The sequence below is a fragment of the Janthinobacterium fluminis genome (assembly GCF_028595325.1).
Lineage (GTDB): Bacteria > Pseudomonadota > Gammaproteobacteria > Burkholderiales > Burkholderiaceae_D > Janthinobacterium > Janthinobacterium fluminis.
On record NZ_JAQQXR010000002.1, the window covers coordinates 306,787 to 321,235 of the forward strand.

A 14,449-nucleotide genomic window follows, 5' to 3' on the forward strand; every position below is an offset into this window, starting at 1 on the left:
TGTCATTTTGTTTGAAATAGGCGGTTTTGGCGCACCTCAGCCCGCTGCGGAGCATGGGGCGAAAAAAAAGCCCGCTGGTGAAAGCGGGCTTAAAACTATTTTCTTGGAGGAGAATAGTGGAGACAGATGCATTATGCTGCATCGCCACATATATGTCTAATTGCAATTTCAGATATCAGATATAATATTTTGGCATATCTATATGCCTTGTCGCGCTCATTCCATCACGGGCACCGTGTAGTTCAGCGCCAGCCTGCCGCCGTCGACGTAGATGGTTTGCCCCGTCATATAGGTGGCGTCGGCACTGGCCAGGAAGGCGGCGATGCCGGCCACTTCCTCCGGTTCGCCGCAGCGCCCCAGCGGCGTGCGTGACAGGATAGTATGGCGCGCCTCCGGGCTGGAAAGCACAGCCTGCTTGGCCAGTTCGGTGAGGATGGTGCCGGGGCCGATGCCGTTGACGCGCACGCCGTGCGGCGCCAGGTTCAGCGCCATGACCTTGGTTAGTTGGTTGATGCCGCCTTTGGACACCACATACGGCACCTGGTTCGGGATCGCCAGCGTGGCGTTGACGCTCGACATGTTGATGATGCAGCCGCTGCGCTGCTTGACCATTTCGCGCGCGACGGCCTGGCCGCACAGGAACATGGATTTCAGGTTGATGCGGATGACGCGGTCGAAATCGTCTTCGCTCAGGTCGAGAAAGTCGGCCGCGTGGGTGATGCCGGCGTTATTGACGAGAATGTCGATTCGCCCGAAGCGCGCCAGCGTCGCCGCGAGGAGGGCGTCGACGTCGGCTTTCTGGCTGACGTCGGCGGTGAAAAAGCAGGCTTGCGGCCCCAGCGCGGCGGCGGCTTGCTCGCCCTCGGGTTTGATGTCGACCAGCATCACGCTGGCCCCTTCGGCGATCAGGCGTTGCGCGCAGGCCAGGCCGATACCCTGGGTTGCGCCGGTCACGATGGCTACTTGTTGGACTAGTTTCATTACGCTTTCCCAATAGAGTATGAGGGGGCAAGGCGCGCGCCACGGCGGCGCCTCGTCAAATAATGATGGCCTGGTTCGGCAACTGGTTGGGGCGTGCGCCGTCGGCGGGGAAATGCTTGCGCAGCAGCTCGTTGAGGGCGGCGATCGCCCGCAGCGTGCTGTCGTGGTATGCGCCGCCGGCGTAGCCCTGCGTCATCGTCTGGCAAATCGCCTGCCATTCGGCGGGGGCGATGCGGCGCCCGACGTTGCGGTCGGCAACGATGTCGACTTGCCGCTCGGCCAGGTTGACATAGATCAGCACACCGCAATTCTCTTCCGTGTCCCACACGCCGTATTGGGCGAACAGGGTCAGCGCCCGCTGGCGGTTGCCGACGTCGCGGAAAATGTCGCCGATGCCCAGCGACGCTTCCAGAATCAGGCGGATTTCCGCCGTGTGGGTTTGCTCGCCCTGTGCGATGGCTTGTTCAATGGCGTGCAGGCTGGCATCGGGAAACGCCGCGCGGGCGGCCGCCGCCGTGCTGCGCAGGTGGGGCAGGGCGCGCCGGCAGCGCTGCCAGAAGGAGGCGGGCGCCTTCATCACCAGTTCCCCGAGGCGCCGCCGCCATCGAAACTGCCGCCGCCACCGGAGATGCCGCCGCCCCCGCCGAAGCCACCGCCGTCGCCGCCGAACCCGCCGCCGCCGGCGTGGCCGCCGCCCAAAGCCCGCCCCAGCGCGGCGCCTAGCAGCACGCCGCTGGCGTCGCGCGCCCAGCCGCCGTGGTGCAGGCGCGGCGGGCCTCCGCGCGAGCGCAACATTGCCGCCAGCGCCAGTACGCCGAACAGCAACAGCGGTCCCCAGAAGGCGGCCGTGTCGCCGGCCTCGGCCGCGCGCGTCTGCTTGGCGGCGGGAAATTGCTCCTGATTGAGCAGCGCGGCAATGGCGCCGACCCCGGCGACCAGGCCGCCGTAGTAATCGTTTTGGCGGAAATGCGGCGCGATCACGTCCTGCAGCACGCGCTTCGACTGCGCATCCGTCAGCACGCCCTGCACGCCGCGCCCGGCCTCGATGCGCAGGCGCCGCAGCGCCGGCGGATTGTCCTTGGCCACCAGCAGCAACACGCCGTCGTCGACGCCCTTGCGCCCCAGCTTCCACGCGTCGGCGACGCGGATGCCGTATTGCTCGATGGCTTCCGGCGCGGTGCTGGCCACCAGCAGGACGGCGATCTGGCTGCCGGTCTTCGCCTCGTAATCGGCCAGCACGCCCTCCAGCGCGGCGCGCTGCTGGCCGTCGAGCATGCCGGCGCCGTCGCTGACGTGGGCGCGCAGCGGCGGCACCGGCACCAGTTGTTGCGCGCCGGCCAGCGCGCCGGCCAGCAGCAGGCCCAGCGCACAGGCAAGGGCGGCCAGTTTGCGCGCGATACCCATGTTATTTACCGAAGTTGACGGCGGGAGCGGTCGATATCGCCTTCTCGTTCTCGACGCTGAAAGAGGGCTTGACCTGGTAACCGAACAGCATCGCCGTCAGATTGCTGGGGAAGCTGCGCGCCAGCACGTTGTACTCCTGGATGGCGGCGATATAGCGCTGGCGCGCCACGGTGATGCGGTTTTCCGTGCCTTCCAGCTGCGACTGCAAGTCGCGGAAACTGGTGTCAGCCTTCAGATCCGGATATTTCTCCGACACGGCCATCAGCCGCGACAGCGCCGACGACAACTCGCCCTGTACCTGCTGGAATTTTTGGAAGGCGGCCGGGTTGTTCAGCACCTCGGGCGTGATCTGGAAGCTGGTGGCGGCGGCGCGCGCCCGCGTCACCGATTCCAGCGTTTCCCGCTCGTGGGTGGCGTAGCCCTTGACGGTGTTGACGAGGTTGGGGATCAGGTCGGCGCGCCGTTGATACTGGTTCACCACCTCGCCCCAGGCGGCCTTGCTCGCCTCGTCCTTGCTCTGGAACTGGTTGTAGCCGCAGCCCGACAGCAGGCCGGCGAGGAGACCCAGCACGAGAACCAGGCGCATCCAGGGGGAGAAGCGGTTGGCGATGATAGGCATGATGAGGGTGGCGCTGCGCGCGTGTGGGAAGGTGGCTTAAATATACTCCAAACTTGGCAAGATGCTTCGCCGCGGCCGTCTTTAAATCGCGCGCGCCGCCGCCGCTTTGCGGCTTTCCCGGCCCGCGGACGGTACAATGCGGGGTTTGCAACTGCATAGATAAAGGCGCGCCGTGAATTTCATCAATAAATTATCCGCCGCGTGGACGGCCAACAATTCCCTGCTGTGCGTCGGCCTCGACCCCGACATCGCCAAGCTGCCGCAGCACCTGCGCGGGCAGCCGGACGGCATTTTCACCTTCTGCACCCAGATCATCGACGCCACCGCCGACCTGGCGTGCTCGTTCAAGCCGCAGATCGCGTATTTCGCCGCGCTCGGCGCGGAACGCCAACTGGAAGACATCTGCCGCTATGTGCGCGAGAACTACCCGCATATTCCCCTGATCCTCGACGCCAAGCGCGGCGACATCGGCGCCACGGCGAGCCAGTACGCGCGCGAGGCTTTCGAGCGCTACGGCGCCGACGCCGTCACCGTCAACCCTTACATGGGCGCCGACTCGGTCGAGCCGTATATGGAGTGGGCCGACCGCGGCGTCATCATCCTGTGCCGCACCTCGAACCCGGGCGGCTCCGACCTGCAATTCCTGAACGTCGACGGCAAGCCCCTGTACCAGCACGTGGCCCGCCTGGTCGCGGAGAAGTGGAACAAGAACGGCCAGTGCGCGCTCGTCGTCGGCGCCACCTTCCCCGAGGAACTGGCGCAGGTGCGCGCCATCGTCGGCGACATGCCGCTGCTGGTGCCGGGCGTCGGCGCCCAGGGCGGCGACGTGGCCGCCACGGTGGCCGCCGGCAAGACGGCGAACGGCATGGGCATGATGATCAACTCCTCGCGGGCCATCATCTACGCCAAGCCGGAGCAGGGCGAGGACTACGCCGCCGCCGCCCGCCGGGTGGCGCTGGAAACCCGCGACGCCATCAATCAGCACCGCGGCTGAGGCCGCGCGCCGGCGCCGCTCCGCGCGGCCGCCGGCTTCTTGCGCCCGCGCTACTGGCGCTGCGGCGCGACGATCTCGGCGTAGTCGTACAGCGCGCCGAGGATTTGCTCGCCGCGCTCGTCGGCCGTTTCCGACAACTGGTCTATCTCGCTGAACAAATCATCCACCGTGCGCGCCCCGGCGGCGCCGTCGAACAGGCGGGCGGCGCGGTGCTCTTCCCAGCGCTCGGCCTCGTCCGCGCTCAAGGTGGCGGGGAAGTTGCGCGCGCGGTAGCGGAACAGCAATTCCTGCAGGCGCGCGTCGCCGAACGAGGGGCGGGCGCTGGCCAGGCGCTGCGGGCTTTCTTTGCGCAGCGATTCCAGCAGGCGGCGGTCGTCGTTGCTGATGAAGCCGCCGTACAGATCCTCGTCGACATCGACGGCTTCGGCCGCGCCGGGGCGGCGGAACACCTCGGCCCAGACGGCCGTCATGTCCGGCCCGCCGGCCGCCTTGGCCGCGTGGGCGCGCGCCGCGTCCAGGTCGATGCCCCAGCGCGCGGCCATGGCCGGCGACAGCGTCTTGACATTGCCGACCAACATGGGCGACTTGTTCATATGGATGCTTTTCACGGGCAGGCGCGTCACGCCCTCGGGCAGCGCGTCGCTGCGCGTGAACAGGCGCGTGCGTATCGTCGCCGCGTCCAGCGTGAACAGCTCGGCCGGGTCGTAACTGCAATCCCAGACGATGACCTCGTTTTTATTGCTCGGATGGGTGGCCAGCGGCCAGACCAGGCCGATGCAGCCGCGCTCGGCCGGGAACATGCCCGACACGTGCAGGAAAGGCTGGCGCGTCGCCGGCGCCAAATTCATGCCCATCTCGTCGGCGACCCGCTCCTTCTTGTGCAGCGCGAAACAGAAATCGAACAGCTTCGGCTGCTTTTGCCGGATCAGGCGGGCCAGCGCGATCGTCGCGCGCACGTCCGACAGCGCGTCGTGGGCCGATTCGTGCAGCAGGCCGTTGGCCGCGCACAGGTGTTCGAGGCGGAAGCTGGGGCGGCCGTCTTCCTTCGTCGGCCAGACGATGCCCTCGGGGCGCAGCGCATACGTCATGCGCACCACGTCGAGGATGTCCCAGCGGCCGCACTGGTTCTGCCATTCGCGCGCATAGGGATCGATCAGGTTGCGCCAAAACATGAAGCGGGTGATCTCGTCGTCGAAGCGTATCGTGTTGTAGCCGACGCCGACCGTGCCCGGCAGCGCAAACGCCTGCTCGATCGTGGCGGCGAACTGGTGCTCCGGCACGCCCTGTTCCAGGCATTGCTGCGGCGTGATGCCGGTGATCAGGCAGGATTGCGGATCGGGCAGGAAGTCCGGCGCCGGTTGGCAAAACAACATGATGGGCGCGCCGATTTCATTGAGCTCGGCGTCGGTGCGGATCGCGGCGAACTGGGCCGGGCGGTCGCGGCGCGGCTGCGCGCCAAAGGTTTCATAATCGTGCCAAAGGAAAGTCTGCTTAGTCATCGTGTATCGCTAAAAAATAGTCGTGGCGCCCGCGCGCGCGGCGGGGCGTCCTTCAGTTTGTCCGCATTCTGCCGTTACCACTGTTGAGTTGGCTTTTTCGGGGCGGCGGCGCGCTCTCCCCCGGCAAGCCCGTATGTTTACACAGAATGCGCGTCCAAGGAGAGCTATTGTGTCAAATTCCATATCCATCGCCGCTTCCGGCAAGAACGCCGCCGAACTGCGCGGCGGGCCGGACAAGGTCAAGCCGCGCGACGTGGCCGCCGAGATGTCGCCGTCCGCCAAAGCCAAGCTGCAACAGAACGCCGCCATCCTGGAGGCGTCTGTCAGCGTCTCGATGGGCGCGGAAAACAAACCGCTCACGCTGCTGCTCAAATCGGCCATCACCAGCATCAACGAAACCCTGCGCGGCGAATTTGGCGAGAACGCCATCGAAAACGCCGCCGCCCAGGACAATTCGGCGGCCGCCACGGCGGGGCGCATTGTCTCGCTGTCGACGGGATTTTTCGAATCGTACAAGAAACAGCATCCGGGCGAAGACGAGGACGCCGCGCTGGGCAAGTTCATGGAAACCATACGCGGCGGCTTCGAGCGCGGCTACAAGGAGGCGGCCGACATCCTGAAGGGCTTGAACGTGTTCAAAGGCGAGCTCGCCGGCGAGATCGACAAGACCTACCAGCTGGTTCAGAAAGGCTACGCCGACTTCGAGGCGGCGCACAAGAAAAAACCGGAAACCGATACGAAAGAGCCGGCAACTCCGGTTAAACCAGGCTAATCAAGTCGACACGCGGTTGCGCCCCGCGTGCTTGGCGCGGTATAGGGCGGCGTCGGCGGCGGCGATCAGCGCGTGCTCGTCCTGGCCGGGCGCCAGCGGGGCGACGCCGAAGGAAGCCGTCACATGCGGCAAGGGACAGCGCATATCGGCGAACACCACCGACTGCCGCAGGCGCTCGCACAGGCGCTCGGCCACCAGCGCGGCCACCTTGTCGCTGGTGTCGGGCAAAATCACCATCATCTCCTCGCCGCCGTAGCGCACCGCGCAATCGTTCGGGCGCAGCGCCGCGCTGAGCACCTGGGCCGCAGCGCGCAGCGCCTGGTCGCCGGCCAGATGGCCGTGGCTATCGTTGAAGCGCTTGAAATGGTCGAGGTCTATCATGATCAGCGACAGCGGCGTGTTGGCGCCGTGTGCCGTCGCGACCATCGTCGGCAACAAATCATTCAACCAGGCGCGGTTATACAAGCCCGTCAAACCGTCGACCATCGACAACTGCCGGTAAAACTCGCCGACCTTCTGGCGCCGGCGCAACTGGGCGTTGGCGGCGCGTATGCGGAAGGACAACAGACGCAGCAAATTGCGCGCCAGCGCGTTCGACGCATCGATCAACTGCCACACCAGCTCGGCCTCGATGACCAGCAAATCCGTCTCCTCGACGGCGGAAATGGCCGACAAATTGCTTTCCTCGTCGAGCACCGACTGCTCGCCGACGCTCTCGCCCGGCAACACCTTGCTGACCGTGCCATCGGCCATGCCGGTGGCCGTATCCGTGGCGACCTCCAGCGCGCCGCGCAAGACGATATACAAACGGGCCCGGCGGGCGTCGGCGATTGCCTGGCCTGGTTGCAGACGGACCAGCGGGCAAGTGGCCAACAAGGCCGCGACGGCGGCGTCGGCCGAATCCCGGAACAACTGCAAATCGCCGACCTGATAACTCGAAGCGCCAAAAAGACCAATATGTTCCAAAATAAAACTTTCAAAAAGCGAGAAACTCAACGGTAACGCCGGTGCAGCAATCATAGCGCAACTTACCCGCCTGGTCAGCGGCGGCCATTGCCCACGGCAAAAAACCGCCATGTCTAGACCTGACCCCAGTATTGAAAAACGCCCCTGGGGTCAGGTCTAGACATGGCGGTTTTGGCGCGGCGCTGGCGTGCCGGGCCGGCTCGTGGTTCAATGGCGGCCTGGGTGTGCTGCGGAGGTGCGATGGCTTGGATGGATGCGGTGGGGACGGTGCATGCGGCCGACGCTAAGGCGCGGATTGTGTCGCTGGTGCCGTCAATTACGGAGTTGTTGTGCGATTTGGGTTTGGCCGGGCAGCTCGTCGGCCGCACGGGCTTTTGTGTCCATCCGGCCGACTCCGTGCGGGCGATCGCCAAGGTCGGCGGCACCAAGGATGTGAATGTCGAGAGGATACGCGCGCTCGCGCCCTCGCATCTGGTGGTGAATGTCGATGAGAATGAGCGGCCCACCGTGGCGGCCTTGGCGGAGTTTGTCCCGCATGTGGTGGTCACGCATCCGCTGGCGCCGCGCGATAATGTGGCGCTGGCCCGTTTGATGGGCGGCATTTTTTGCGCCGAGGCCAGGGCCGAGGCCTGGTGCGCCGCCTTCGAGGCGGAGTGGGCCTTGTTGCAGGCCGCGCCCAAGGGGCCGCCCCGGACCATGTTGTATTGCATCTGGCAGGATCCGTGGATGGCCGTCTCGCGCGATACCTATATCGCCAATATGCTGGCGCAGATCGGCTGGCGCGTGCCCGATTTGGGCGCCGCCCGCTATCCCCGTTTCGACTGGAGTGAGGAATTGCTCGCGTCGCTGGACGGCGTGCTGTTGTCGAGCGAGCCATATCGTTTCACCGAGGCGCATGTCGATGCGCTGGAGCGGCAAATCGGTAAGCCCGTGCAGTTGCTCGATGGGGAGATGATGTCGTGGTACGGCAGCCGTTCTTTGGCGGGTTTGCGCTATCTGCGCGAACTGGCCGGGGCGTGAGGCGGGGCGGGTAGCACTGGCGGCCTGGGCGGCCGCCAGCATCCTTTGCTAGCTGAGCGGTTTATTCGCTGATGTCGTCGGTTTCGGCGTCGGCGTCGGCCGCCACTTTGCCGCTGGCGTGGCGCTTGCTGTCGTGCAGCCGTCCCAGCGCGCTGTCAATGGCGCGCTTGAGTTTCTCGGCCGCGCCGGCGATGGCCTGGTGCAGGGTGGCGTTGTGGTCGCTGACGGCGATCGGCTGGTAGCCGGTGATGCGCGCTTCCATCAGGCAGCGGTTGTCGCCGTCGGCCGATTTCTGGCTGTTGTTGTCACTGAGGTGAACTTCGACGCGGGTGATGTTGTCGCGAAAACGGTTGACGGCTGATTCAACTACGGACTGCACGTGCTCGGTTAATCCAGCGTTGCGTTCAATGGTGCTGTCGGTATTGATGTTGATTTGCATATGCTCACTCCGGTTATTCAAAAATAAACCCTGCCAAGCCGGCGGCGCGGCGCTGCAGTCGTAGCATTGACATCCAGCGCCTTGCCTGCGTGCGTTTGGCGCGAACTGTCCCCGCGCCAAATCCAACTTGGCTACAACGTTTTGCACACGGATTTATCTTACACCTTTTCCCCATTCTTGCCAGTGCCGTTCGCCTGCCCAGCCGGGGACAGATCATGTTTTTCAAAAAATTATTTCTTGAAAAATCGTGGTCTGTCCCCGGCTGTGGCGCCGCCTTAGCCGTTGATTAGGCCGGCCGCGATGTTGATCGACAGGCCCAGCACGACGAGGTTGAAGAAGAAGCTCAGCACCGACTGGGCCAGGACGATTTTGCGCATGCCCCGCGTGCGCACGCTGACGTCCGAGGTCTGCGCGGCGACGGCGACGGTGAAGGCGAAGTACAGGAAGTCCCAGTAGTCGGGATTGTCCTCGCCTTCGGGAAATTGCAGCGGCTTGTCCTTGCCGCCCTGGTAGTACAGGTGGGCGTAGTGGACGCAGAACAGGGTGCCGACGAGGAACCAGGAGCCGAGCAGGGTGATGACGGTGAAGCCGTAGTGCAGCGCCTTTGCGTCGGGCGTCATGTGCTGGAGCGCCGACAATTGCGAAATGATCGCCGCCAGGCTCATGATGGCGGCCACCGACAGCGTCACCAGCACCAGCGCGGCGCGCTCGTCCTGGCGCGCCGACATGTCCCTCACTTTGCGGTGGTCGGCCCGCATCATCATCGTCGCCACGGTGAGCAGGTAGGCCCAGACGGCGACGTTCCAGGCCGTCAGCAGGCGCGTCATCAGTTGCCAGGCGTCCGGCAGCAGCAGGCCGACGGCGAGGCCCAGGGCGATTGCCAGGCTCAGGTGCGGGCGGCTGCGGACGAAGGTGTGGAAGGGGAGGGGGATGCGCATGGCGGTTCGCGAGGGCAATGTTGACAGCGCATCTTACCGCCTGGCGCCGCCCATGCGGCGCCGATTTCAGGCGGCGCCGGCGCTTTTTTCGGCGCGGGCCGCCTCTTCCTTCTCGTGGTGGGGGAAGCGGTCCATGCGCGACAGCACCGGGAAGCCCAGCGCCCACGTGGCCGTGACGACGACGGTGGCGGCGCCGCCGAACAGGACGGCGCGCACCAGGCCGAACCAGCCGGCCGTCAGGCCCGATTCGAATTCGCCCAGTTCGTTGGAGGCGCCGATGAAGACGGCGTTGACGGCGCTGACGCGGCCGCGGATCGCGTCCGGGGTCTCGAATTGCACCAGCAGGTGGCGGATGTAGACGCTGACCATGTCGCCGGCGCCCATCAGGAACAGGGCGACGAGGGCGACGGCGACGCTGCCGGTGGCGCCCAGCACGATGGTGGCCAGGCCGAACACGGCGACGCCGCCGAACATCCACAGGCCGACCCGGCGCGTGATGGGGAAGAAGGCCAGTGCCACCGAGCACAGCGCGGCGCCCATGCCGGGCGCCGTGCGCAGCAGGCCCAGGCCGGTCGGCCCGGTGTGCAGCACGTCGTGCGCCAGCGCCGGCAGCAGCGCCGTGGCGCCGCCGAACAGCACGGCGAACAGGTCCAGCGAGATGGCGCCCAGCACCACCGGCTTCGACCAGACGAAGCGCAGCCCTTCGAGCACGGTGTGCCAGCTGGCCGGCTCGCGGCTGGTGGCCTGCGGCGCCGCGTGCGTCATGCGCATCAGTAACACGGAGACGCTCAGCAGCGTCGCCGCCGCCAGGTAGACCACGCCCGGCCCGGCCAGGTAGAGCAGGCCGCCCAGCGTCGGCCCGAGGATGACGGCGACGTGGAAGCTTGACGAGCTGAGGGCGACGGCCTTGCTGAAGCTTGCCGCCGGCACCATGTTGACCAGCACGGCCTGGGTGGCCGGCATCATGAAGGCGCGCGCGCTGCCGAACAGCACCAGCACGGCGAACACGGGCCAGACGACGCCCAGGCCGGCCACGGTGAAGGCCAGCAGGGCCAGCGCGCACAGCAGTTGCGCGACGAGGCACAGGGCGATGATGTTGCGGCGGTTGTAGCGGTCGGCCGCGTGGCCGGCGATCAGGATCAGCAGCAGGAAGGGGGCGAACTGGGCCAGGCCGATCAGGCCGAGGTCGAACAGGCTGCCCGTCAACTGGTAGACCTGCCAGCCGATGGCCACGCTTTGCATCTGCACGGCCAGCGTGCCGAGGACGCGGGCGGACAGGTAAAACGCGAAATTGCGGTGCCGTAAAACGCTGAATCCGTTGCTCGAAGAGGGCGTGCTCATGAAGACTTTCTAGGGGGCCGGGCCGGCGTAGATTAAAATACTGGTCGGCTGGAAATTATTTCGCACCATTGTGCCTGATGTATGGCATCGCTGCATGATGCCCAGCCGAAACAGTCTTTCCGCCGCCCAGCCCGCCCTTCACCCCCGCCTGACAAGCTTTTCCCCTGTCGTTCGCCATGCATAAGACAATTTTCGACACCCCTGTTATTAACACCCTGATGCGCTGGTTTTCCGTCGCCATGCTGCGCCTGCTCGGCTGGAAAACGGAGGGCATCCAGCCCGCCGATCCGAAATACGTGCTGATCGCCGCGCCGCATACGAGCAACTGGGATTTTCCGTACACGCTGATGTTGTGCTTCGCGCTGCGTCTGCGCGTGTACTGGGTGGGCAAGGCGAGCCTGTTCCAATGGCCGCTGGGGCCGCTGGCGCGCTGGCTGGGCGGCATCGCCGTCGACCGCAGCGCCACCAAGAACATGGTGCAGGCGACGGTCGACGCCTTCGCGCGCCAGGAGCGGCTGGTGGTGATCGTCGCGCCCGAGGGCACGCGCGGCCGCGTCAGCCACTGGAAGACGGGCTTTTACCACATCGCCCACGGCGCCGGCGTGCCGGTGGCGCTGGCCTACCTCGACTTCAAGCGCAAGGCCGGCGGCATCGGCCGGATGTTCCACACCAGCGGCGACATCGAGCGCGACATGGAGCAGATCCAGCAGTTCTACCGTGGCGTGACGGGCAAGAACCAGGACCAGTTCGACGCGGCGCGCATCTGCACCAAGCGCGGACCGGACTGAGCGGCCGCCCCCTGACGACGGCGCCGCCGCGTTTGCTTACTTGGCCAGGTCGGCCTCGGTGGTGAAGGCGTCGGCGTAGAACTCTTCCTCCGGCAGCTTGCACAGCTGCACGAAATCGCGCTTGGCGGAATCGACGACGACCGGCGCGCCGCAGGCGTACACCTGGTGGCCCGACAGGTCGGGCAGGTCGTCGATGACGGCGCGGTGGACGAAACCGCCGCGCCCCTGCCACTGGTCGTCCGGCTGGGCGTCGGAGACGACCGGCACGTACTGGAAGTTCGGCAGTTCGGCCGCCCACCGGCGGCACAGCGCGTCCATGTACAAGTCCTGCGGCCGCCGTCCGCCCCAGTACAGCAGCATGGGCCGCGGCGACTTCAGGTGGATCATGTGCTCGACGATGGCCTTGATGGGCGCAAAGCCGGTGCCCGAGGCCAGCAGCACGATCGGTTTGTCCGAGTCTTCGCGCAGGAAGAAGGTGCCGAGCGGGCCCTCGAAGCGCAGGATGTCGCGCTCCTTCATCGTGTTGAACACGGATTCGGTGAACAGGCCGCCCGGCATGTGGCGGATGTGCAGGGTCAGCGGGCCCTCGCCGTCGGGCGCGCTGGCCATGCTGTAACTGCGCCGCTTGCCGTCGCGCAGCATGAATTCGATGTACTGGCCGGCGCGGTATTGCAGGCGCTCGTTGGCGGGCAGTTGCAGCGTCAGCACGACGACGTCGGGCGCCACTTTCTCGATGCTGGTCACGCGCGAGGGCATCTTCTTGATCGGGTAGTCGCTGCTGCCGGCCACTTCGCGCGCTTCGATGACGAGGTCGGCGCTGGTGGTGGCGCAGCAGAACAGCGACATGCCGGCCGCTTCCTCGTCCACCGTCAGGGCGCGCTGCTGGTGCGCCTTGTGCTGCACGCTGCCGCGCACAACCTTGCCCTTGCACGAGCCGCAGGCGCCGTTTTTGCAGCCATAAGGTAGGCCGACGCCGGCCCGTATCGCCGCCGCCAGCACCGTTTCGTCCGCGTCGCAGCTAAACTGGTGGCCGCTGGGCTGAACGGTAATTTGAAAAGTCATACAATCCTTGAAATGAAAAACACAATCACTCACAGTATTCATCGGCCGCGCCTGCTCATTCTCGGCTGCGGCGACGTCGGCATGCGTTTGCTGCCCTTGCTGCGCGGGCGCTTCCGCGTCTTCGCCGTGACCAGCCAGCCGGGCCGCCGCGCCGAATTGCGCGCCGCCGGCGCCATCCCCGTCGTTGCCGACCTCGACGACCGCGCCAGCCTGGCGCGGCTGTCCGGCCTGGCCTCGCGCATCGTGCACCTGGCGCCGCCGCGGGCCGACGGCATGCTGGACCGGCGCACGCGCAATGTATGCGCCATTTTACCTGAGCGCGCGCGCCTCGTTTACGTCAGCACCAGCGGCGTCTACGGCGATTGCGGCGGCGCCGTCATCGACGAGACGCGCGCCGTCGCGCCGAGCAATGAGCGGGCCAAACGCCGCGTCGACGCCGAACGCGTGCTGCGCGCCTGGGCCAGGGGCAGCCACAGCGTCCTGTCGATTTTGCGCGTGCCGGGCATTTACGCGGCCGAGCGCCTGCCGCTCAAGCGCTTGCAGCTGGGCACGCCGGCGCTGGACGCGGCCGACGATGTGTACAGCAACCACATCCACGCCGACGATCTGGCGCACATCATCGCGCGGGCCCTGTTCCGCGGGTTGCCGGGCCGGGTCTACCACGCCGTCGACGACAGCGACATGAAGATGGCCGACTATTTCGATGCCGTGGCCGACGCCCACGCCTTGCCGCGGTCGCCGCGGCTGCCCCGCGCCGCGTTGCGCGAGGCGGTCTCGCCGGTGTTGCTGTCCTTCATGTCGGAGTCGCGCCGCATGCTGAACCGCCGCATCAAGGACGAGCTGGGCGTGCGGCTGCGCTACGCGCGGGTCGCGGATGCCCTGCGACAGAGAGTAAAATAGTGAATTATTAAGCAGCAACACAGAGGATGCCCCACATGACCTATGAAGAATACCTGGACGAAGTCACCACGCTGATCACGGAAAAATACTTGCTGAGCGATGAGGCGGCGATCAAGCTGGTCGTCAACGCGCAGGCGGGCAATTATTTCGTCGTGCATGACAAGAACGATACGATGCGCAATCTGGACCGCGCCCACAAGGATGCCAAAGTGTTGTATGAGGCGAGCCTGAAAAAGGCCAAATAAGCATCTTTTTTCCACCCGGCGGGGTGGATGTGGCATGATTTGGTGCGATGCACCATTTTTTGACGCACCTCAAACGTCATACGCTCACGACACGATATCGTGAGCAAAGTCGTCATCAGGCGGCTGTAGTTTGCTAGTAGTTGGCAATTCCGGTCCGCCCCGCCAGAGGGCGCGGCCTTCTATTGGGAGCGTGCGATGCCTCACATCACTCATCCGACCAAAGAGCAAGTCCGGGCCTATATGCACCAGCGCGAGGGCGCCCGCAAACCGCCGCCGACGCCGGCGGAAATCCGCCGCCAGCTCGGCTGGAGCAATGTCGATTTTTCATCCTGCGGCACGCAGGCATGGTTTTTTCCCGCCGAAATCGCCCAACTCACGACCCTGCTGGCCGTCGAATGGCTGTTTCGCGCCGGTGGCGTCAGCGGTACACATTGATAGATTTCAATAGAATTTAAGCACGCTTGCCGTTTTTGGAGTATTC

Annotated in this window: 17 protein-coding genes; 7 read left to right on the forward strand and 10 right to left on the reverse strand. The window is 65.7% G+C overall.

The window, feature by feature from the left end; genetic code table 11:
- Nucleotides 1-216: 216 nt before the first annotated feature.
- The 4 genes from OIK44_RS07160 to OIK44_RS07175 are packed head-to-tail and all read right to left on the reverse strand — an operon-like array spanning nt 217 to nt 2,971.
- Nucleotides 217-981: an SDR family NAD(P)-dependent oxidoreductase gene (locus OIK44_RS07160; RefSeq protein ID WP_273670039.1), complete on the reverse strand. Its 765-nt coding sequence runs from the start codon at nt 979-981 to the stop codon at nt 217-219.
- 55 nt (nt 982-1,036) lie between these two features.
- Nucleotides 1,037-1,558 carry a TPM domain-containing protein gene (locus OIK44_RS07165; RefSeq protein ID WP_273670040.1) on the reverse strand — a complete coding sequence of 174 codons (522 nt, stop codon included), beginning with the start codon at nt 1,556-1,558 and terminating at the stop codon, nt 1,037-1,039.
- Complete coding sequence (locus tag OIK44_RS07170) at nt 1,558-2,385, reverse strand: TPM domain-containing protein (RefSeq protein ID WP_273670041.1); 828 nt, start codon at nt 2,383-2,385, stop codon at nt 1,558-1,560. The genes OIK44_RS07165 and OIK44_RS07170 overlap by 1 nt, the downstream gene beginning before the upstream one ends.
- A gap of 1 nt (nt 2,386) precedes the next feature.
- Nucleotides 2,387-2,971, reverse strand: coding sequence for a LemA family protein (locus OIK44_RS07175; RefSeq protein ID WP_273670356.1), 585 nt, complete (start codon nt 2,969-2,971; stop codon nt 2,387-2,389).
- A gap of 205 nt (nt 2,972-3,176) precedes the next feature.
- Between OIK44_RS07175 and pyrF the strand changes: the two genes are divergently transcribed.
- Complete coding sequence (gene pyrF, locus OIK44_RS07180) at nt 3,177-3,998, forward strand: orotidine-5'-phosphate decarboxylase (RefSeq protein WP_273670042.1); 822 nt, start codon at nt 3,177-3,179, stop codon at nt 3,996-3,998.
- 50 nt (nt 3,999-4,048) lie between these two features.
- Here pyrF and sbcB read toward each other — a convergent pair whose 3' ends face one another.
- A complete protein-coding gene (sbcB, locus tag OIK44_RS07185) occupies nt 4,049-5,497 on the reverse strand; it encodes an exodeoxyribonuclease I (RefSeq protein WP_273670043.1) in 1,449 nt (482 codons plus the stop codon).
- Nucleotides 5,498-5,666: 169 nt separating this feature from the next.
- Between sbcB and OIK44_RS07190 the strand changes: the two genes are divergently transcribed.
- Nucleotides 5,667-6,269, forward strand: a complete 603-nt coding sequence (locus OIK44_RS07190; RefSeq protein WP_273670044.1) for a DUF5610 domain-containing protein — start codon at nt 5,667-5,669, stop codon at nt 6,267-6,269.
- Here the strand turns inward: OIK44_RS07190 and OIK44_RS07195 are convergent, their stop codons facing one another.
- Nucleotides 6,270-7,235 carry a GGDEF domain-containing protein gene (locus OIK44_RS07195; RefSeq protein ID WP_273670045.1) on the reverse strand — a complete coding sequence of 322 codons (966 nt, stop codon included), beginning with the start codon at nt 7,233-7,235 and terminating at the stop codon, nt 6,270-6,272.
- Between the two features lie 240 nt (nt 7,236-7,475).
- Between OIK44_RS07195 and OIK44_RS07200 the strand changes: the two genes are divergently transcribed.
- A complete protein-coding gene (locus OIK44_RS07200) occupies nt 7,476-8,255 on the forward strand; it encodes a helical backbone metal receptor (protein ID WP_273670046.1) in 780 nt (259 codons plus the stop codon).
- Between the two features lie 61 nt (nt 8,256-8,316).
- On the opposite strand, the gene OIK44_RS07205 is transcribed toward OIK44_RS07200, so the two are convergent.
- From OIK44_RS07205 to OIK44_RS07215, 3 genes are all read right to left on the reverse strand, one after another.
- A complete protein-coding gene (locus tag OIK44_RS07205) occupies nt 8,317-8,694 on the reverse strand; it encodes an HPF/RaiA family ribosome-associated protein (RefSeq protein WP_273670047.1) in 378 nt (125 codons plus the stop codon).
- Between the two features lie 275 nt (nt 8,695-8,969).
- Complete coding sequence (locus OIK44_RS07210; protein ID WP_273670048.1) at nt 8,970-9,632, reverse strand: DUF1345 domain-containing protein; 663 nt, start codon at nt 9,630-9,632, stop codon at nt 8,970-8,972.
- A gap of 66 nt (nt 9,633-9,698) precedes the next feature.
- Nucleotides 9,699-10,973, reverse strand: coding sequence for an MFS transporter (locus OIK44_RS07215; protein ID WP_273670049.1), 1,275 nt, complete (start codon nt 10,971-10,973; stop codon nt 9,699-9,701).
- Between the two features lie 176 nt (nt 10,974-11,149).
- On the opposite strand from OIK44_RS07215, the gene OIK44_RS07220 reads away from it, so the two are divergent.
- A complete protein-coding gene (locus tag OIK44_RS07220) occupies nt 11,150-11,761 on the forward strand; it encodes a lysophospholipid acyltransferase family protein (protein ID WP_273670050.1) in 612 nt (203 codons plus the stop codon).
- Between the two features lie 36 nt (nt 11,762-11,797).
- Here OIK44_RS07220 and OIK44_RS07225 read toward each other — a convergent pair whose 3' ends face one another.
- A complete protein-coding gene (locus tag OIK44_RS07225; protein ID WP_273670051.1) occupies nt 11,798-12,823 on the reverse strand; it encodes a CDP-6-deoxy-delta-3,4-glucoseen reductase in 1,026 nt (341 codons plus the stop codon).
- 12 nt (nt 12,824-12,835) lie between these two features.
- Between OIK44_RS07225 and OIK44_RS07230 the strand changes: the two genes are divergently transcribed.
- The 3 genes from OIK44_RS07230 to OIK44_RS07240 all read left to right on the forward strand — a co-directional run bounded on the left by OIK44_RS07230 (nt 12,836) and on the right by OIK44_RS07240 (nt 14,403).
- Nucleotides 12,836-13,723 (forward strand): Rossmann-fold NAD(P)-binding domain-containing protein, encoded by an 888-nt coding sequence (locus OIK44_RS07230; RefSeq protein WP_273670052.1) that lies wholly within the window; start codon nt 12,836-12,838, stop codon nt 13,721-13,723.
- 35 nt (nt 13,724-13,758) lie between these two features.
- The gene (locus OIK44_RS07235; RefSeq protein WP_273670053.1) at nt 13,759-13,968 is read left to right on the forward strand and encodes a hypothetical protein; all 210 of its coding nucleotides are present in this window, start codon (nt 13,759-13,761) and stop codon (nt 13,966-13,968) included.
- Between the two features lie 195 nt (nt 13,969-14,163).
- Complete coding sequence (locus tag OIK44_RS07240) at nt 14,164-14,403, forward strand: hypothetical protein (protein ID WP_273670054.1); 240 nt, start codon at nt 14,164-14,166, stop codon at nt 14,401-14,403.
- Nucleotides 14,404-14,449 lie beyond the last annotated feature (46 nt).